This window comes from Salinibacterium sp. M195 (assembly GCF_019443965.1).
Classification (GTDB): Bacteria; Actinomycetota; Actinomycetes; order Actinomycetales; family Microbacteriaceae; genus Rhodoglobus.
In genome coordinates this window covers 2,699,464-2,717,599 of the sequence record NZ_CP040814.1, presented here as the reverse complement: position 1 = coordinate 2,717,599, position 18,136 = coordinate 2,699,464, and the positions used below count along the sequence as shown (strand labels likewise).

17 protein-coding genes are annotated in these 18,136 nt (G+C 60.9%); 9 read left to right on the top strand and 8 right to left on the bottom strand.

Annotation, left to right across the window (positions count from 1 at the left end; genetic code table 11):
* The first annotated feature begins 59 nt into the window (after positions 1-59).
* Complete coding sequence (locus FFT87_RS12980; RefSeq protein ID WP_219949106.1) at positions 60-1,355, top strand: citrate synthase; 1,296 nt, start codon at positions 60-62, stop codon at positions 1,353-1,355.
* A gap of 78 nt (positions 1,356-1,433) precedes the next feature.
* Here FFT87_RS12980 and dapD read toward each other — a convergent pair whose 3' ends face one another.
* Complete coding sequence (dapD, locus tag FFT87_RS12975; protein WP_219949105.1) at positions 1,434-2,375, bottom strand: 2,3,4,5-tetrahydropyridine-2,6-dicarboxylate N-succinyltransferase; 942 nt, start codon at positions 2,373-2,375, stop codon at positions 1,434-1,436.
* A gap of 26 nt (positions 2,376-2,401) precedes the next feature.
* On the opposite strand from dapD, the gene dapE reads away from it, so the two are divergent.
* From dapE to FFT87_RS12960, 3 genes are all read left to right on the top strand, one after another.
* On the top strand, positions 2,402-3,499 hold the full coding sequence (gene dapE / locus FFT87_RS12970) for a succinyl-diaminopimelate desuccinylase (protein ID WP_219949104.1): 1,098 nt from the start codon (positions 2,402-2,404) through the stop codon (positions 3,497-3,499).
* Entirely contained in the window at positions 3,481-4,728 is a 1,248-nt protein-coding gene (locus tag FFT87_RS12965) for a mannosyltransferase family protein (RefSeq protein ID WP_219949103.1), read from the top strand. The genes dapE and FFT87_RS12965 overlap by 19 nt, the downstream gene beginning before the upstream one ends.
* Positions 4,729-4,822: 94 nt before the next feature.
* Positions 4,823-4,996: a DUF3117 domain-containing protein gene (locus FFT87_RS12960; protein ID WP_010206141.1), complete on the top strand. Its 174-nt coding sequence runs from the start codon at positions 4,823-4,825 to the stop codon at positions 4,994-4,996.
* 133 nt (positions 4,997-5,129) lie between these two features.
* Here FFT87_RS12960 and uvrA read toward each other — a convergent pair whose 3' ends face one another.
* Together uvrA and FFT87_RS12950 are read right to left on the bottom strand one after the other, a co-directional pair.
* Positions 5,130-7,604 carry an excinuclease ABC subunit UvrA gene (gene uvrA, locus FFT87_RS12955; protein ID WP_219949102.1) on the bottom strand — a complete coding sequence of 825 codons (2,475 nt, stop codon included), beginning with the start codon at positions 7,602-7,604 and terminating at the stop codon, positions 5,130-5,132.
* Between the two features lie 34 nt (positions 7,605-7,638).
* On the bottom strand, positions 7,639-8,271 hold the full coding sequence (locus FFT87_RS12950) for an O-methyltransferase (protein WP_219949101.1): 633 nt from the start codon (positions 8,269-8,271) through the stop codon (positions 7,639-7,641).
* A gap of 62 nt (positions 8,272-8,333) precedes the next feature.
* Between FFT87_RS12950 and FFT87_RS12945 the strand changes: the two genes are divergently transcribed.
* The gene (locus tag FFT87_RS12945; protein ID WP_219949100.1) at positions 8,334-8,723 is read left to right on the top strand and encodes a sec-independent translocase; all 390 of its coding nucleotides are present in this window, start codon (positions 8,334-8,336) and stop codon (positions 8,721-8,723) included.
* Here the strand turns inward: FFT87_RS12945 and FFT87_RS12940 are convergent.
* Positions 8,720-10,282, bottom strand: coding sequence for a succinic semialdehyde dehydrogenase (locus tag FFT87_RS12940; RefSeq protein WP_219949099.1), 1,563 nt, complete (start codon positions 10,280-10,282; stop codon positions 8,720-8,722). The two genes, FFT87_RS12945 and FFT87_RS12940, sit on opposite strands and share 4 nt — an antisense overlap.
* 61 nt (positions 10,283-10,343) lie before the next feature.
* Here FFT87_RS12940 and FFT87_RS12935 point away from each other — a divergent pair, with 61 nt between their 5' ends.
* Together FFT87_RS12935 and FFT87_RS12930 are read left to right on the top strand one after the other, a co-directional pair.
* Positions 10,344-11,735 carry an MFS transporter gene (locus tag FFT87_RS12935; RefSeq protein WP_219949098.1) on the top strand — a complete coding sequence of 464 codons (1,392 nt, stop codon included), beginning with the start codon at positions 10,344-10,346 and terminating at the stop codon, positions 11,733-11,735.
* Between the two features lie 2 nt (positions 11,736-11,737).
* On the top strand, positions 11,738-13,228 hold the full coding sequence (locus FFT87_RS12930) for an aminotransferase class V-fold PLP-dependent enzyme (RefSeq protein ID WP_219949097.1): 1,491 nt from the start codon (positions 11,738-11,740) through the stop codon (positions 13,226-13,228).
* A 33-nt stretch (positions 13,229-13,261) separates the two neighbouring features.
* Here FFT87_RS12930 and FFT87_RS12925 read toward each other — a convergent pair whose 3' ends face one another.
* The gene (locus tag FFT87_RS12925) at positions 13,262-14,194 is read right to left on the bottom strand and encodes a LysR family transcriptional regulator (RefSeq protein WP_219949096.1); all 933 of its coding nucleotides are present in this window, start codon (positions 14,192-14,194) and stop codon (positions 13,262-13,264) included.
* A gap of 71 nt (positions 14,195-14,265) precedes the next feature.
* Between FFT87_RS12925 and FFT87_RS14665 the strand changes: the two genes are divergently transcribed.
* Positions 14,266-14,388, top strand: a complete 123-nt coding sequence (locus FFT87_RS14665) for a hypothetical protein (protein ID WP_255559947.1) — start codon at positions 14,266-14,268, stop codon at positions 14,386-14,388.
* Between the two features lie 105 nt (positions 14,389-14,493).
* Here FFT87_RS14665 and FFT87_RS12920 read toward each other — a convergent pair whose 3' ends face one another.
* From FFT87_RS12920 to FFT87_RS12910, 3 genes are all read right to left on the bottom strand, one after another.
* Positions 14,494-15,615 (bottom strand): P-loop NTPase, encoded by a 1,122-nt coding sequence (locus FFT87_RS12920; RefSeq protein WP_219949095.1) that lies wholly within the window; start codon positions 15,613-15,615, stop codon positions 14,494-14,496.
* Positions 15,605-16,057: a DUF1003 domain-containing protein gene (locus FFT87_RS12915; RefSeq protein WP_255559945.1), complete on the bottom strand. Its 453-nt coding sequence runs from the start codon at positions 16,055-16,057 to the stop codon at positions 15,605-15,607. The genes FFT87_RS12920 and FFT87_RS12915 overlap by 11 nt, the downstream gene beginning before the upstream one ends.
* A gap of 70 nt (positions 16,058-16,127) precedes the next feature.
* Positions 16,128-17,459, bottom strand: coding sequence for a magnesium transporter MgtE N-terminal domain-containing protein (locus FFT87_RS12910; protein WP_255559943.1), 1,332 nt, complete (start codon positions 17,457-17,459; stop codon positions 16,128-16,130).
* A 36-nt stretch (positions 17,460-17,495) separates the two neighbouring features.
* Between FFT87_RS12910 and FFT87_RS12905 the strand changes: the two genes are divergently transcribed.
* The gene (locus tag FFT87_RS12905) at positions 17,496-18,110 is read left to right on the top strand and encodes a general stress protein (protein WP_219949092.1); all 615 of its coding nucleotides are present in this window, start codon (positions 17,496-17,498) and stop codon (positions 18,108-18,110) included.
* Positions 18,111-18,136 lie beyond the last annotated feature (26 nt).

Below are 18,136 nucleotides of genomic sequence, written 5' to 3'. Positions count from 1 at the left end.
CGCGCTCGGTTTGCTTGGTTGGTGTGACGGTGGCCATTCAAGCCTTGTAGGCTGTAAGAGTGAATGAAGCTCCTCAAGACCCAGAGAAGGCCACGCTCCACTTTCCGGGTGGCGAAGCCGAATTCCCGATAATCCGTGGAGTCGATGGTCACAACAGCATCGATATCTCGACCTTCATGAAGCAGACCGGTTACACGGCGCTTGATCAAGGTTTCGTGAACACAGCCTCGACCCGTAGTGAAATCACCTACATCGATGGCGATCGTGGAATTCTGCGCTACCGCGGCTACGCGATCGAAGAAGTTGCGGCCAACTCCACGTACCTCGAGGTGGCGTGGCTACTCATCTACGGCGAGATCCCGTCGAAGTCGCAGCTCGAGGAATTTGACGAGAAGATTCGTCGCCACACGCTGCTGCATGAAGACCTCCGTCGTTTCTTTGATGCGTTGCCGCACAGTGCGCACCCGATGTCAGTGCTCTCCAGCGCTGTATCCGCGCTGTCCACGTACTACGAAGACTCCCACGATGTGCGCGACCAGGAGCAGGTCGAACTGTCGACCATCCGTTTGCTGGCAAAGTTGCCCGTGATTGCCGCTTACGCCCACAAGAAGTCACTCGGGCAAGCGTTGCTTTACCCCGACAACTCGCTCAGCTTTGTTGACAACTTCTTAAAGCTCAACTTTGGCAATATGGCCGAGGAGTACGTGGTCAACCCCGTGCTGAGCAAGGCGCTCGACCGCCTCCTCATCTTGCACGAAGACCACGAACAGAATGCATCCACGTCAACGGTGCGCCTCGTCGGTTCGACTGAAGCCAATATCTTCGCGTCAATCTCCGCCGGCATTAACGCCCTCTACGGCCCACTTCACGGTGGCGCTAACGAGGCAGTGCTCAAGATGCTCGGCGAGATTCAGCAGTCGGGTGAAGGCGTGCAGAAGTTCGTCGAGCGAGTCAAGCGCAAAGAAGAAGGCGTGCGCCTGATGGGCTTCGGTCACCGCGTCTACAAGAGCTTCGACCCACGTGCTCGACTCGTGAAAGAGAGTGCGGATGAGGTTCTTGCTGATCTCGGCGTCAGCGACCCTCTTCTCGACATCGCCCGTGAACTCGAAGAGGTTGCCCTTGCCGATGACTATTTCATCTCGCGCAAGCTCTATCCCAACGTTGATTTCTATACGGGAGTCATCTACAAGGCGATGGGCTTCCCGCCGCGCATGTTCACGGTGCTATTCGCGATCGGTCGCCTTCCGGGCTGGATCGCCAACTGGCGCGAAATGAACCAAGACCCGAACACGAAGATTGGCCGCCCGCAGCAGCTGTACACGGGCCCCGAGACTCGCAGCTGGCCTCAGCGCTAGCGTTCACGCAGCTTAATCACGAACGGCCGGCATCCCGAGGGATGCCGGCCGTTTCGCGTTGTGCGGGAAACTCTGTGGCTAGGCGTGAAGCGCCGTGTTGAGCACAACACCGCTGCCGCTGCGCGGCAGTACTTCCACGCCTCCGGTCAGCGAATTGCGGCGGAACAGGAGGCCATTCACTCCGCTGAGCTCGACAGCTTTGACGGTGCGTGGTGTTGGCGAACCGTCGATGATGGTGACCTTGGTGCCCGCGGTGACGTAGAGCCCGGCTTCGACGACAGTGTCGTCGCCGATCGCAATCCCGATTCCCGAGTTAGCACCGAGCAAGGCACGTTCACCGATCGAGACGCGTTCGGTTCCGCCACCGCTGAGGGTTCCCATGATGGATGCTCCACCACCGATATCGGCACCGTCTCCCACGACGACGCCCTGGGAGATACGGCCCTCGACCATCGAGCTGCCGAGCGTGCCAGCGTTGAAGTTAACGAAGCCCTCGTGCATGACGGTGGTTCCGGGGGAGAGGTAGGCGCCGAGGCGAACGCGGGAGGCGTCGGCGATGCGCACCCGTTCTGGCAGAACGTAGTCGAGCATCCGCGGGAACTTGTCGATGCCGGTGACGACGATACCGTGGCGCTTGAGCGAGGCGCGCAGCTCGCGGAAGTCGTCAGGGTGCACCGCTCCGGCGTTGGTCCAGACCACGATCGGCAGTGCGCCGAAGAGGCCATCGAGGTTGATGCTGTTGGGCTTCACGAGAAGATGGCTGAGCAAGTGCAGGCGCAGGTAGGCATCGGCGACATTCTGCGGTGCGGCATCCAGATCGATTTCAACGGTCACGAATTCGGTGCGCACACGACGACGCTCGTCGGCGCCCAAGTGCTCTTCGAGGTCGGCGGGGGTGTAGTGCGGGTCGGTGCCCTCAGGGATAGATCCCAGGTGCGGAGCGGGGAACCACACGTCGAGTGTTGTCCCATCGCTGGCGATTGTTGCGAGTCCGTATCCCCATGCTGTGCGCGAAGTCATGCATCAAGGTTACTTACACTGGGTGCATGCCTGTGACCGATCCTTCCATTCCCGTGCTCGATTTGGGTGCTTCTAGCCCCGAGCTGACCCGCCAGATTTGCGATATCGAGTCGGTTTCCGGCAACGAACAACGCATTGCGGATGCTGTCGAGACCGCTCTGAGAGCGTTCGACCATCTTGAAGTGATTCGGGATGCGGATGCCGTCGTTGCCCGCACGAGTGGCGGCAAGGCGCAGCGGGTGGTGATCGCCGGGCACCTCGATACGGTGCCGGTGAACGCGAACCTGCCGACGACGCTCGAGATGATCGATGGCGAAGAGCATCTCGTGGGGCGCGGCACCGTCGATATGAAGGGCGGCGTTGCTATCGCTCTCAAGCTCGCGGCAGAACTCACCAACCCTGCTGTCGATGTGACGTGGATCTTCTACGATCACGAAGAGGTTGCTGCTGAGCTCAATGGCCTTGGCCGTATCGCTCGCAACCGTCCTGACCTAATGGCGGGCGACTTCGCGATCATTGGCGAACCGTCGAACGCGACGGTAGAGGGCGGCTGCAACGGCACCGCTCGCATCGACATCGCGCTCGCGGGACTGCGTGCGCACTCCGCGCGTGCGTGGATGGGCGAGAACGCTATCCATGCTGCAGCGCCGGTGCTGGCCATTCTGGCCGCCTATGAGCCCGAGCAGCACGAGGTCGATGGCCTCGTCTATCGTGAAGGCCTCAACGCCGTGGGTATCGCCGGTGGTGTTGCGGGCAATGTGATTCCGGATGCGGCGACCGTGACCGTGAACTTCCGCTTCGCTCCGGATCGCAGCACCGAGCAGGCCATCCAGCACTTGCGCGAGGTTTTTGCTGGCTTCGACTTTGAGGTGACGGACCTCGCCGGAGGCGCGCGCCCAGGGCTCGACGCTCCGCTCGCTAAGAACTTCTTGGCTGCCGTGGGCGGAACCCCCGCCCCGAAGTATGGCTGGACCGACGTTGCTCGATTTGCCGAGCTTGGAGTACCAGCGGTGAACTACGGCCCTGGCAATCCTCTTCGCGCCCACGCTGACGACGAGCGTGTCGCGACGAGCGAGATCGTGGCGTGTGAGCAGGGACTGCGGGCGTGGCTGACGGCTCGCTAGCCTCTCCTGGCTCGCTAGCTACCACCGTGCGCCGCGCAACAACAGCGCTGCTCGCACCCGAGCGTTGGTGGCTCGCGGTTGTGGCGATTTTCGTTGCGTCACGAGCGGTGACGACGTCGATTCTGTTGGCCTACGCCTCTATTCAGGGGCCGACGGCGTGGACCGGGCCGCAGCCCGACTATTTCTCGTTCGCCAAGATCTGGGATGGTCACTGGTACTACATCATTGCCCTCGCGGGCTATCCGACCGAGTTGCCGCTGACGGAGACGGGCCACGTCGCCGAGAATGCGTGGGCGTTTATGCCTGGCTATCCGGCGGTCGTGCGCATCGTGATGACCGTAACGACTCTCGATTTTGCCTATGCTGCGGTGTTCGTGGCGGCCGGTTTCGCGCTGGGTGCCGCATTGGTGTTTTACAAACTGATGAACCGCGTGCTTCCCGCGCGCACCGCGCTCTTCGCCGTCGTGATCTTCTGCTTTGCTCCGCTGTCGCCCATTCTTCAGGTGGCCTATGCAGAGTCCATGTCATTGTTTTTGCTCATGCTCGCCCTCTATTGGCTAATGAGCCACCAGTACTGGATGCTGTTGCCGGTCATTGCGGTGATGTCGCTGACCCGGCCAAGCGGCCTTGCCTTCGCCCTAGCGATGGGGTTGCACGTTGTGTACCGCTGGTGGGTACGCGACCGCGATGGCTTTCCGCTGCGAGAGGCCATTGCCGCGATCTCCGCAACGGTATTTAGTTTGGTGATGGGATTCGCTTGGCTGCTGATTGCCGCGGCGATGACGGGATCGTTGACCGCTTATACCGACACGGAGCTGGCGTGGCGGGCGCCGTATATTGGCAACGGTGAACTTGTGCCCTTTACGGCGTGGTTCCAGGCGGCAGGTTTCTGGCAATTGTGGTGGCATATTCCGCAGTGGCTTCTCTCGGCGGTACTGGTCGCCAGCGTGCTTGGCTTTTTTGGCTTCTTGCTCACGAAGCCCGCTCGCCGTCTCGGGGTCGACATGCGTTTGTGGCTCGTGAGCTACGCGCTCTATCTTTTGGCGGTGTTTTTTCCGCAGTCGAGCACATTTCGCTTGTTGATGCCGATGTTCCCGGTCGCAGGTGTGTTGGCGCAACCGAAGTCACGAACGTACCGAGTTCTTCTCATCCTCGCCTGCGTCCTCGGGCAGTGGGGGTGGATTCATATCGCGTGGTGGGTAGACATCTATGACTGGACTCCACCGTAAATCGACGAATTCTCCGGAGATGAGTCGACAGGGTTTCAATATCGGCGAGTTATGCGGGATAATGGGAGTCAGTACCGATGAAAGGGGACTACCTATGGCAGCTATGAAGCCGAGGACCGGTGACGGGCCGATGGAGGCTGTCAAAGAGGGTCGACTCATTATTGTTCGAGTCCCTCTCGAAGGCGGCGGTCGTCTCGTTGTTTCTGTAAACGATGACGAAGCCAAAGAACTTCACGACGCACTCGCTGGTGTTGTCGCCGCCGTTTAGTCGGCACCACCCAGCGTTAACGAACAAGTGGCTTGACCGCGAGTTTGCACGCTGCATCTAGTTTCATCGAAAGCGCTAGCCGGGATTCGGTTGGCGCTTTCGTGCGTGTAGCGGCAGTGAGGCACGTGCTTCGCTACGCTCGGGAACTCGATTCTTGTCGAGAGAGCCAGGCGGCAAGGTGGGTCGCGGTTGCGCCAGTGCCTCGCGCAATGTCGTGCGGGGTTCCGACAGCGACGATCTGGCCACCGGCATCTCCACCGCTGGGGCCGAGATCGATAACCCAGTCGCTTGCCGTGATAGCGGCTTGATCGTGTTCGACAAGCACGACAGTGTTTCCGGCGTCGACAAGTCGTTGCAGCTGCTCGAGCAGCAACCGTACGTCGGCGGGGTGAAGCCCCGAAGTCGGTTCGTCGAGCAGGAAAAGGGCGTGTCCGCGGTGAGCACGTTGAAGCTCGGTCGCTAACTTGATGCGTTGGGCTTCGCCGCCGCTCAGTTCGGTGGCGGGCTGGCCGAGCCGCAGGTAGCCGAGCCCGACATCGCGAAGAGTCTCTAAGCTGCGTGAGGCAGACGGCACGTCGGCGAAGAAGGTTGCTGCGCTGTCAACTGTCATCGCGAGTACTGAGGCGATCGACTCGCCCTGATACGTCACGTCAAGCGTTTCCGCGTTGTAGCGGGCTCCGTGACACGTCTGGCATGGAGCATACGTCCCCGGCAAAAACAGCAGTTCGACTGACACGAATCCTTCGCCGAGACAGGTTTCACACCGTCCGCCTGCCACATTGAACGAGAATCGGCTTGCCGTGTATCCGCGGGCTTTCGCTTCGTCTGTCGCGGCGAAGAGTTTGCGCACGACATCGAACATGCCCGTGTACGTCGCAAGGTTTGATCGTGGAGTTCGTCCGATCGGCCGTTGGTCGACAAGAACGAGGCGATCGAAAGATTCGACTCCCGAGGCGTCGTTGACGGTGACGTGAAGCTCTGTCTCCTCTGAATCATCGGGTGCAGTTCCGAGATGCCGGCGAACGACAGAAGCGAGCACCTGCGTGACGAGCGTCGACTTTCCTGATCCAGAGACCCCGGTGACCGCGGTCATCACGCCGAGAGGGAAGTCGACGGAGAGCTTGTTGATGTTGTGGAGCGATGCTCCTCGGAGTTGTAACCACGAATCGGGAACACGGATCTTGTGGACGGGCGCGGCAGTACGAGGGAACAGGTAGGCGCCAGTGATCGACTCATCCACCTCTTTGAGCCCATCAACAGGTCCAGAGTAGACAAGGTTTCCCCCGCCCTCGCCGGCACCAGGACCGATATCGACGACCCAGTCTGCACGGCGGATGACATCGAGATCGTGTTCTACAACGAAGAGAGAGTTACCCGACGCTTTCAGACGGTCGAGAACGTCGAGCAAGGGTTGGGCATCGGCGGGGTGCAAGCCGGCAGATGGCTCGTCGAGAACGTAAATGACCCCGAAGAGCCCTGAACGCAATTGCGTGGCGATGCGCAATCTTTGCGATTCGCCGGGGGAGAGGGTGGTGGAGTTTCGGCCAAGGCTCAAGTATCCAAGCCCAAGATCGAGAAGCACCTCGACGCGGGCGATAACGTCAGTTCCGATCCGGCTCGCTACTTCAGAGCTTTCGGGCGCGTTGCCCGTTCCGCCTGCGTTCGACATCTCGATTCCGAGGCGCAGTTGCACCGCGAGATCTGCCAGCGGCACCGCATTCATTTGCGCGATGTTGAGGCCCGCAAAGGTGACGGCGCGAGCGTTGGGCTGCAGTCCACTCCCGGCGCAGTCAGGGCACGCCATGCTCTGCACGAAGCGTAAGGCGCGGTCGCGCATCCGCTGACTTTGCGATTGTGAGAGCACGTTCATGATGTGCTTTCGCGCGCTCCAAAACTTGCCGTAATAGCCGAAATCGACGCGATCGCGTTCGGGCTTCACCAGCACTGATGGCTGTTCTTCTGTGTAGAGCAACCAATCGCGGTCGCTGCGGCGAAGTGAGGTCCACGGCTTCTCGATATCGATACCGAGGCCAGTGACAATGCTGCGAAGGTTGGCGCCCTGCCACGCTCCGGGCCAGGCGGCGATTGCGCCTTCGCGGATACTCAGCGACGTATCCGGCACAAGCAGATCTTCCGTGACATCGTGAACGACGCCGAGGCCATGGCAGCGCGGGCACGCTCCCGCCACCGTGTTTGGCGAGAAAGCTTCCGCCGAGAGATGGTCGATGCCTGGTGGATACGTTCCGGCACGGGAATACAGCATGCGCAGCAGGTTGGACAGGGTCGTGATCGTGCCAACGCTCGAGCGTGAGCTGGGGGCACCACGGCGCTGTTGCAACGCAACGGCGGGAGGAAGGCCGCTGATCTCGCCGACGTCGGGCGCACCAACCTGATTGAGCAATCGACGCGCGTACGGCGCTACTGATTCGAAATAGCGGCGTTGGGCTTCTGCATACAGGGTGCCGAACGCGAGAGACGACTTTCCTGAACCAGAGACGCCAGTGAACACGACAAGTCGATCTCGGGGAACATCGAGATCGATATTCTTGAGATTGTGTTCGCGAGCACCTCGTACCTGTACCCAACCAGCCGAGCGGTCCATAGTCATTGGCTCAACACTACGGAAAGACCCTGAATGCTAGCTAGTCACTCAGTTTGGTGAGCTGAAGCAGTCCGTCGCCGACGGGAATCAGCGAGCTGATCACGGCCTCGGACTGAGAAATCTCTTTCAACAGCGACCGGAAATTGGTTACAGTGGCGTCCCGCTGGGCGGGATCGGCAACCCGGTCTCGCCAGAGCGCGTGCGCGACGGCGACGACGCCACCTGGCCGCACGAGCCGCAGGCCGTGCTCAACGTATTCGATGACAGACTGCGGGTCAGCATCGATGAAGACGAGGTCATAGCTTGACTCGTTCATCCGCGGCAAGACTTCAGACGCTTTGCCGCCAATTTGGCGCACACGATTCGCGGGAATATTCGCATCGGCGAATACTGCGCGGGCAACCTGCTGGTGATCAAGTTCAGAGTCGATAGTGGTGAGCAGTGCCTTAGGGCTCCCGGCGAGCATCCACAGCCCACTAATGCCAACACCAGTGCCGACTTCGATGATGCTCTTAGCGCTCGTGGCCGCAGCCAATAGCGCTAGTTGGGCACCGACCGCAGGAGAAACAGCCTCGATTCCGAGTTCACTCGAGTGCACGCGTGCAGCCGCAATCTCTGGGCGTTCGACAACGAACTCCTCGGCGTATTTCCAGCTCAGATGCTTATCTGACACATTGCTCCTATCACTGCCTCAACTGTAGACGCAGGAGGCGATGCCGCCGGTAAGCTAAACGGGTGTCCTTTGGTCTCAGTTTCGACAAGCTGCTCCTTATTGGGCTCATCGCTGTCTTTTTGCTCGGCCCAGAGCGACTGCCGTATTACGCATCGCAGCTCGCTCGCCTTGTTCGCTCGCTGCGAGATATGGCCAACGGCGCCAAAGATCGCATGCGCGACGAGATGGGCCCAGACTTCGACGACATCGACTGGAAGAAACTCGATCCTCGCCAGTACGACCCTCGTCGCATCATCCGCGACGCCCTGCTAGATGATGACGATGCCGCACCGCCAGTGACAGTTCGCCCACCCCGCTCGGCTGCCTACGCCGAGCGGCAAGCAGCCCGCGCTGAAAGTAAGTCTCAGCTCGAGGCCGGCGAGAAGGCTCCCTTCGACAACGAAGCGACTTAGCGGCGACGCAACGCTTTCAGCACGCTGAGAAGCGTGACCATGAGGCCAGCCATCACCGCGAATTCCGCGCCGGTGCGCGGCAACTGAAGGATTCCGTTCGACTGCGACACCGTGCGAGCTTGCGCGAAGCGCAGAATTCCCTCTGGCCCGTTGCGGCGGCCGAGCCCAGACTTTTTCATACCGCCCATCGGAGCATCCACACTCGAGAAGCTGCCGCGGTAACCCTCATTGATGTTCACGCTGCCGGCATGCAGTCGATCTGCCAGACGCCGAGCGTGTGCAACAGAACCGCTGAAGATTGAGGCGTTCAACCCAAATTCGGTGTCATTGGCGCGGTCGATGGCTTCGGTGTCGGTCGCGACGGTGGCAATGGCTACCACCGGGCCGAAGGTCTCGTTGGCGAAGCACTGCATCGCGGCAGTGACATCCGTGAGCACCGTTGGGGCAAAAAAGTACGGACCAATTTCGGGCCGGGCAACACCGCCGGTGAGCACAGTCGCGCCGTGGGCAATGGCATCGTCGACGTGGGCCTGGACGCGTTCTAGTTGGGCAGCGGATGTCAGCGATCCGACGTCACCGGAGTAGTCAAGTGCGGCGGTCTGGTTCAGGGCGGATACCCGTGCGGCGAATTCTCGCGTGAACTCTTCGGCAATTGACTCATGAACGTAGATGCGTTCGATGGAGACGCAGAGCTGGCCCATCGAAGCGAAGCAGGCGTAGACAGCATCCTCGGCAGCCTGGGCAGGGTTCGCATCTCCGAGCACGATCAGTGGATTCTTGCCGCCAAGCTCAAGCGAGGCTCCGATGAGCCTGCCAGCCGCGCGCTCGCCGACGCGAGTGCCGGTAGGCGTGGAGCCCGTGAAGCAGAGGTAATCGCAGCTGTCGATGATCGCGTTTCCGACAGTGTCTCTTGGGCCGGCGACAATGGGCCAGACGGCGGCGGGAACTCCCGCGTCGAGGTAGGCCTCGCGCGTCGCGAGCATCGCCAGTGAGCCCTGGTTGTCGATTTTCTGGATGACGGCGCTGCCAGCGGCAAGCGCGGGAACCGCATCCATGGTTCCGAGCGCAATCGGATAGTTCCAGGGGGTGACGACGCCGACAAGCTGCTTGGGGGAATAGCTGACCCGCGTGGTCATGAGCAGGGGAATGCCGGCCCGGCGTCGTTTCGTTGCCAACACCCGGCGAGCCGAGAGGGCGTAGTAGCGCGTGACCGATGCCGCTTGAAAAATCTCTTCAAATGCTTGACCCCTGGTCTTGCCCGATTCGGTTTGCAGGAGGTCGAGCAGCTCTTCGCGGCGCTCGAGCAGCAGATCGTGGGCGCGCAGGAGCACGCGGCGACGGTGGGCAAACCCTGCTGCTTTCCAGGCTTCTTGAGCGAGACGGGCAGTTGCCGCGGCATCCTGAACATCCTGAATCGAGCTCTGAGGAAGCTCATGCAGAGGCTGCCCGCTGAAGGGGGCAATCACGGTGGCGGTGTCGGTGGTCGTGCAGCTCAATTGTGCGACGAGCGCATCGCGACGTGAGTTTCCGATTAACGCAGCAGCAGTAGGGGACGACATGCCCCCAACACTACGGCCGGACACCACAATTTCCGCTGGGCAAAGCGCTAGGCTCACGAAGATGACGACCGCAGCACCGCGAACATTGACCCGACGCACCATTGCGACGTATGCCATCGGCTCTTTGGGCACCGGAGGTTTTGCCGCACTACCTGGGCTGGTGCTCGTCTACTACCTCACCGATACCCTGGGCATTGCGGCGCTCGCGGCCGGGTTGTTGGTCACGGTCGCCAAGGTGTGGGACGTGCTCATTGATCCTGTGATCGGTGCACGAAGCGATCGCAGCCTCGCCCACCGCGGAACCCGCCGCCCCGTCATGCTGCTCGGGGCGATCCTCCTACCGCTGCTGTTTGTGTTGACGTTCGCCGTTCCCGCTGGGATTGGGCCTATTGCTTCTGGGTTGTGGGTGTTTGTGGCGTTCGTTGCCGCAGCAACCGCCTTCAGCATGTTTCAAGTGCCTTACATTGCTCTTCCCGCCGAGTTGACAAGCAGCTATGACGGCCGCACCCGACTGTTGGCCACCCGCGTTGTTGTTCTCACTATCGCGATTTTGCTGTTCGGTGCCGGGGCCCCCGAAATCCGTGACGCCTTTGCGGATGAACGGCTCGGCTATCTTGTGATGGCGCTTTCTGCGGCTGCGCTCATCGGTGTCTCGCTTGTGATCTCATCATTCGCGGCACCAACAGGGACAATTGCTGCAGCACCGACAGTGTCGATTGCTGAGACCTACCGCTCTGGTGTCGCGGCGCTCAAGCGAAGTCAACCGTTCCGTGCGCTGCTCATCACGTTCCTGCTTCAGGCGCTCGCGACAGGAGTCATGCTCGCTGGCGCACAATACGTTGCGGCCGAAGTCCTCAAGACGGGAGTTTCCCTTCTCTTCGTTTCCCTCATCGGACCGGCATTGGTCTTTGCCCCGGTGTGGGCGGCCATATCGCGACGTATTGGCAAGGAACGCGCGTTCGTGTGGGCCTCAGCCCTTTATGGCGTTGCCGCTTTGCTGATCGTGTTGCAGCTGTGGTGGCCCGGTGTGTGGATCTACGCTCCTGTTGCGCTCGCCGGAGCAGGCTACGCCGGAATGCAGGCGCTGCCCATGTCAATGCTGCCCGACGTGATCTCGCACGACTCTCGACGGCACAGCATTGCCTCGGCAGGAACATTCGGGGGAGTGTGGACCGCGGGAGAAACTACCGGCATGGCCCTCGGCGCCACCGTGCTCACGACGGTGCTCGCGGTATCCGGTTATCTCGAATCGGTGGCCAACCAGGAGGTCGTGCAGCCCAATTCAGCCATCGTCGGAATCATCATCAGCTTCAGCGTCGTGCCAGCAGTGCTTATTGGGGCTTCACTGGTGACCTTTAGACGCTACCCGCTGCGACGACAGGACATTGAGCACGCCGATACCGGTGCGAGCGAGACTGCGGACGCCTCACCAGCGACGAACAATCAGGAGTAAACATGAACTTCGACCACGAACCTGCCGATATTTTGGCTCGCCTCGATCAACTGCGTCTGGCGGATGCTCCCACTCACGGTGGCCGAGTGCTCTCGTATGTGTACGACTCGGGGTTGGCTGAGCTGGATGAACTAGCCGCGAGTGCGATTCGTGCCGTGCAACCGGTCAATGGCCTCGACCCGACCACGTTCACGTCGGTTGCGGTGATGGAGCGAGAGGTTGTCGAATTTGCCCGCAACTTGCTCGGCGGTGACGAGGATGTCGTGGGCACTGTGACGACGGGAGGAACCGAGAGCTGCCTGTTGGCCGTCAAGACGGCTCGCGACGTCTGGCGCGGTAGTGGTTCGACGGCGCGCACGGGAACGCCGCGGTTACTCGCGCCGGTGACGGTTCATGCGGCTTTTCAGAAGGCCGCTCATTACTTTGGCCTTGAGCTCGATTTGGTTCCGGTTGGACCGGGCGGCGAAGTTGCTGCGAGCGACCTGATTGCGCGCCTGGCTGATGATGTTGCGATCGTGGTGGTCTCGGCGCCAAGTTACGCCCACGCGGCGATGGATCCTGTGGTGGAGGTTGCGGCGGCGGCAGCAGAACAGGGCATCGCTTGTCACGTTGATGCGTGTATCGGCGGCTGGGTGTTGCCGTTTTGGGAGGATGTAGAACCGTGGAACTTCACGGTCACCGGTGTCACCAGCATTAGCGCAGATCTGCACAAGTTTGGCTATGCGCCCAAGGGTGCTTCGGTGCTGTTGCAGCGTGATCGTGACCGCCAGCGCGCGCAGTACTTTGCGACTACCCGCTGGCCGGGTTATCCCATCGTGAACCCGACGATTCTTGGCTCGAAGTCGGCGGGTCCGTTGGCGGCTGCTTGGGCGATCATCCAAGCGCTGGGAACGAGCGGGCTTGCCGAGCTCGCCCAGTCGTGTGCGCGGTCAACGCGGGCGGTGCGAGATGTTGTCGACGGCATCGACGGCCTGCGCATTGTCGGCGACCCGGTGGGGCCGCTCGTCGCAGTTTCCGCCGATGAGACGGTGCCGGCTGGCCGTCGCGTTGATGCTCATCATTGGGCTGATCAGGTGCGGGCGCATGGTTTCTTGCTGCAGTTGCAGCCCAGCTTGGTGCAGAGTGACGGCACGGTATTGCCCGCAACAACGCACCTTACGATTACTCCCGTTACCGAGAGCGTTCTTGGCGAGTTGAGCACGGCGATGCGCTCGGCGGCTGAAGAGGTTCGTGGGCTTCCGGCGGTGTCGGTCGAGAACGTCCTCGCCACATTGCCCGCAGAGGCTGTGGCGGCGTTGGGGAACCCGGATGCTGGCCCGCTCGATTCCGCGACGGCAGCGGGGCTGCTCGGCGCTCTCGGACTTGGTTCCGCGAGCGAGGGGCTGCCGGAAAGGATGGCTCCGCTCTTGGCGCTCATCGCCGCGTTGCCTGCACCGCTTACGGAGCGACTGCTGACCGAGCTTCTGGCGCGGTTGATTGAGCCCCGTAACTAGTTTCGGGCACGGACTTTAGCTGGCCGGAGCGCTCTAGCTGGCTGGAGTGCTCTCCACCGTGTGCAAACGCTCGAACCGGGTCGCTTCATCGACAAGCGCTTTGACGACGGCACGAACTGACGGCCGTTCGGCGCGATCGGGGCGTACGAGCACGGAGATGAGCCGCGAAGAGGGAACGCCTTTGAGTGGGCGAGTAATGAGCCCATTCTCGCGGTCTCGAGTCGTGAAGCGTGGCAGGATCGCGATGCCATGACCGGCGGCGACGACGGCTTCGACGATGCTGTTGTCTGTCAGCCGTTGGGCAATCTTCGCTGGCGCGCCGTTGGCGGCTTCGATGCGGCGCAGGATGCGATCGAACGGCAGCCCCGAAGGAACCCCGATCCACGTTTCGTCGATGAGGTCAGCGGGGGTGAGAGCCAGTTTGCGGCCGAGGGGATGATCTTCCGGCAGCGCAACATCCAGCGATTCCTTCATAAGCGGAACTACCGCGAGGCCTCGCTCTGTCCACGCGGGCAGTACGTGGGGGGAGTCGGAGACGACAATGTCGTAGTCAGCGGTGAGGTTGGCAACATCCTCGAGTATGGAGTCTTGGTCGTGGCAGTACAGAGTGAGTCCTGGCTGTTCGTCGATCGCGTGGAAGAGTCCCGGTAGCAGCATCTCGCCGCCCGTCGGGAAAATTGTCATCGTGACTTCACCGCGAGGAGACTCCCGGAAGTCGTTCCAGAGTGCTTCCGCTTTCTCGATTGCAGTCGCAACATCCGCAGCAGTTTGGGCCAGTGCGCGCCCGGCGGAGGTGAGAACGATGCCACGGCCGACCCGCTCAGTAAGGGGGATGCCTGCCTCGCGTTCGAGAATTTTCAACTGCTGAGAGACAGCAGAAGGGGTGCGCATTGTGGCCTTCGCGACGGCGGTGATGCTGCCGCGGTCGGCCAGCTCACGCAGCAGTTCGAGTCGACGTATCTCCATGTAGCTAGCCTACATAGTTAGCTAAGGAAGATCATCTTGTTCTAACAGGTCAATCTTGGTGGAATATAGACATGAACTTCGAACTGATCATCATTGGGGCCCTGTCCGCAATCGGCATCATCGCCACCGTGCGTGCCGTAGCAACCGACGGATACCGTCGCATCCCCACCCGCCGCTACCACCAGATGCCGTAGCCAACCGCCAGCCGGTTTACGCAACACCACAGCAATTACTGCTGTGGTGTTTTTGCGTTAACGGGCGCCAAGCTCACAACGATGCGAGGCGGGATGCCACGCGAACTAATGGGTACTGAGCCCCAACTTGCGGCCAGCGACACTGCGCTTATGCGAACGGAGAGTCGCGGCGAGAGCGTGAATAGCTTGGGCGGCCGGATCCTCAGGAGCGGCGATCACGACAGGAACCCCGGCGTCTCCACCCTCGCGCAGGGCGATGCTGAGCGGGATCGACGCCAGCACCGAGACAGGTTCTTCTGGCGTCGATAGCTTGGCTGCGGCATCCGCCCCACCACCGGAGCCAAAGATCTCGAGCACGCTGCCATCGGCTTGGGGGAGCCCCGCCATGTTTTCGATGACGCCGATCACGCGTTGACCGGTTTGGCGCGCGACGAGTCCGCTGCGTTCAGCGACATCGGCGGCGGCAGATTGCGGCGTTGTCACGACGACCACGTCAGAGTGCGGAAGCAGCTGCCCGAGCGAAATCGCTACATCGCCTGTGCCAGGAGGCAGATCGAGCAACAGCACATCGAGGTCGCCAAAGTACACATCGGTCAAGAACTGCTGAATCGTGCGGTGCAGCATCGGTCCGCGCCACGACACGGCGGTGTTCTCTTCGACAAACATGCCGATCGAAATAACCTTCACTTCATAGGCGATGGGGGGCATGATCATCTCGCCCACCTGAGTGGGTTTCGCCCCCTGCAGGCCAAGCAGCCCCGGAATCGAGAACCCAAATACGTCGGCGTCGATGACGCCAACCCTCAGGCCGCTCTGCGCGAGCGAAACCGCAAGGTTTGCGGTGAGCGTCGACTTGCCAACCCCACCCTTGCCGCTCGTCACCGCCACAATCTGGGTCAACGAATCCGGCCCAAATTGCATCGTCTTGGGGCGACCCTTGCGAAGCTTCTCCGTGAGTGCAGTGCGCTGAGCCGGTGACATCACTGACACGTCAACCGTGACCGCCGTGATGCCAGGCACACGCTCGGTAGCCTCGCGAACGTCACGCTCGATGGAAGTCGCGGCTGGGCATCCGACAATCGTCAACATCAGGCCAACGGATGCAGCCCCTGCGTCATCCACAGAGACTCCAGAGATCATGTCGAGCTCCGTGAGAGGTCGACGAATCTCCGGGTCAATCACCGAGGCGAGGGAGGTGAGCACCGCGGCTTCGAGCTCAGCGTTCACGGTTCTCCGCGTCTTTGGTGTCGTCGTCTTTCTCCAGCTCTTCCAGCAGCGAGCGGAGCTCGGAGCGGATGAAATCCTTGCTGGCCAGATCTGTCATTGCCAGACGAAGCGCAACAACTTCGCGAGCCAAATATTCGGTGTCATTGAGGTTGCGCTCGGCACGCTGACGATCTTGCTCGATCTGCACGCGGTCGCGGTCATCCTGACGGTTCTGGGCCAACAAAATCATCGGAGCGGCATAGGAAGCCTGCAACGACAGAATCAACGTCAACAGGGTGAAGTTGGTGGCGCGAGGGTCGAACTGGGCGTCGAGAGGCGCGCTGGTGTTGTAGATCAACCAGATGCCTACAAAGGCGGAGAGCCCGACAAGGAACCACGGCGTGCCCATTCCGCGAGCGAACGCTTCGGAATAGCGCCCCATGCGGTCGCGACTCTGAAACATGCCAAAGCCGCTGCGAAGACCCTTAGGAGTGTCAAGGCGCAGATCGTTGCGCTGTGATCGTTGTGACCTTCTAGCGGATGCCACGGGGTGCCCTCCCTGCGCGAATATCTTTCTGCTGAACGATGGTTAGCGGTCGAGTAGATGTGTCGTCGAAGCTCGCCGATTCGTCGGTCGTACTTCGCCAGTCATCAGGAAGCAGATGGTCGAGCACATCATCAATGGTCACCACCCCGAGCAGTCGGTGATTGTCATCAACCACAGGAACCGACACCAGGTCGTAGCTGGCGAGGATGCGCGAAACTTCTGCCGCCGTCGTTGACGAGCGTACCGGCTCAAGCGACTGGTCGATCAAAGCACCGAGACGTTCATTGGGCGGGTAGCGCAGCATCCGCTGAAAATGCACCATGCCGAGCAAGCGACCTGTCGGTGGCTCGTAGGGCGGCAAAGTGACACAAATTGCGGCGCCAAGGGCTGGCGCAAGATCATGACGACGGATGAGGGCAAGACCTTCTGCAACCGTGGCGTCAGCAGAAACAATGATCGGCTCGGTCGTCATGAGCCCGCCAGCAGTGTCGGAATCGTAGCTGAGCAAGAAGCGCACATCTTCGGCTTCTTCTGGCTCCATGAGATCAAGAAGAGTTTCGCCGCGCTCGGCAGTGAGATGGGCGATGAGGTCGGCCGCGTCATCCGGTTGCATCTCATCAAGTACGTCAGCGGCACGATTATCGTCAAGCTTGTTGAGGAGGGCGACCTGCTCGTTTTCTGGCATCTCTTCGAGCACGTCGGCGAGGCGATCGTCGGAGAGCTCCTCAGCGACTTCCATCATCCGCTGCTCGGGAAGCTCGAGCATGGCATTCGCCAGGTCGGCAGGGAGCAGATCAGAAAAACTTGCTACGAGCTGGGTCGCGGACTGCGCTTCGCCCTTGTGCGCGTTGTGTTTGATCTCGTTCCACGCCGCGAAATCGGTGGGGCCTTTAGCGAACAGAGGCGAGCCGGTGGTTTTGGGGCGGCGCAGGAAGAGCTGGTTGATCTCCCACTCGCCGATGTCAATTTCTTCGATCGCTACGTCTTCGATCTGAGCTTCGCCAGAGCCATTGCTCATGGTGACGCGGCGACCCAGCAATTCAGCCATCACTCGGATCTCGCCGCCACGTTGCTCAAATCGACGCAAATTGAGGAGACCCGTGGTGATGATCTGGCCTGAGCCGATGCTCGTGACGCGGCCAATGGAAAGAAAAACGTGACGTTTGCCTGGAACTTCGGCGATCATTCCGACCACCCGCGGGCTTGCGTCGGCGCGCTCGACGACAAGCACATCGCGCACCTTGCCGACGCGGTCGCCGTTGGGGTCGAAAACCGAGCAGCCCACCAATCGGGCGACGAATACTCTTGAGGTGCTCACAAGTAAAACCATACCCTTGCATGGGAGAATGAGCTGATGAGTAACTTCACTGGATTTTCCCGCCGCGCGCCCCTCCAAACCAGTGTGCCGCGCGGTGACGTGCTCGGCAGCTATACCGACTACACCGATGCTCAAGCGGTCATCAACAAACTTGCGAAAGCTGAATTCGACGTCAAGGACATCGCGATCGTTGGGCGTGACCTGACGACCGTCGAAATCGTTCGAGCGCGCTTGAGCTATGGACGCGCGGCACTCTCAGGAGCCACGACGGGCGCCTGGCTCGGCCTCTTCTTTGGGCTGATCTCTACGGTCATCTCGCCGCTCAGCGCCCAGCAAATCGGCATATTTTTTGCCGCAATTCTTACCGGAGCTGGCATCGGAATGATCTTCGGCGTCGTCAACTATTCGATTACGCGCAAGCGCCGAGACTATGCCGCAACCTCACAGCTTCTCGCTGAGCGCTACGAAATCATCATCTCGCCTTCGCTCACGGCCAAGGCGCACGGCGTTCTCGGCACAGCTGCTGCTGGAGTGCACGGCATTCATTCGGCGCCACACGTGCCGAGCGCGTCGGAACGGGCTGGCAGCAGCGCCGGCCACGACAGTGGCGACAGCGCTGACTCGACTGATTCCGAGTCCTCAGCTAAGTAACAAGAAGTCTCACCAGAAAGCACGAA

Coding starts and splice junctions, on each gene's coding strand:
- FFT87_RS12905 (WP_219949092.1), top strand. CDS start 17,496: ATGAGTAACTTCACTGGATTTTCCCGCCGCGCGCCCCTCCAAACCAGT.
- FFT87_RS12930 (WP_219949097.1), top strand. CDS start 11,738: ATGAACTTCGACCACGAACCTGCCGATATTTTGGCTCGCCTCGATCAA.
- uvrA (WP_219949102.1), bottom strand. CDS start 7,604: ATGACTATGGACCGCTCGGCTGGTTGGGTACAGGTACGAGGTGCTCGC.
- FFT87_RS14665 (WP_255559947.1), top strand. CDS start 14,266: ATGAACTTCGAACTGATCATCATTGGGGCCCTGTCCGCAATCGGCATC.
- FFT87_RS12940 (WP_219949099.1), bottom strand. CDS start 10,282: ATGTCGTCCCCTACTGCTGCTGCGTTAATCGGAAACTCACGTCGCGAT.
- FFT87_RS12925 (WP_219949096.1), bottom strand. CDS start 14,194: ATGGAGATACGTCGACTCGAACTGCTGCGTGAGCTGGCCGACCGCGGC.
- dapD (WP_219949105.1), bottom strand. CDS start 2,375: ATGACTTCGCGCACAGCATGGGGATACGGACTCGCAACAATCGCCAGC.
- dapE (WP_219949104.1), top strand. CDS start 2,402: ATGCCTGTGACCGATCCTTCCATTCCCGTGCTCGATTTGGGTGCTTCT.
- FFT87_RS12935 (WP_219949098.1), top strand. CDS start 10,344: ATGACGACCGCAGCACCGCGAACATTGACCCGACGCACCATTGCGACG.
- FFT87_RS12960 (WP_010206141.1), top strand. CDS start 4,823: ATGGCAGCTATGAAGCCGAGGACCGGTGACGGGCCGATGGAGGCTGTC.
- FFT87_RS12915 (WP_255559945.1), bottom strand. CDS start 16,057: ATGTTTCAGAGTCGCGACCGCATGGGGCGCTATTCCGAAGCGTTCGCT.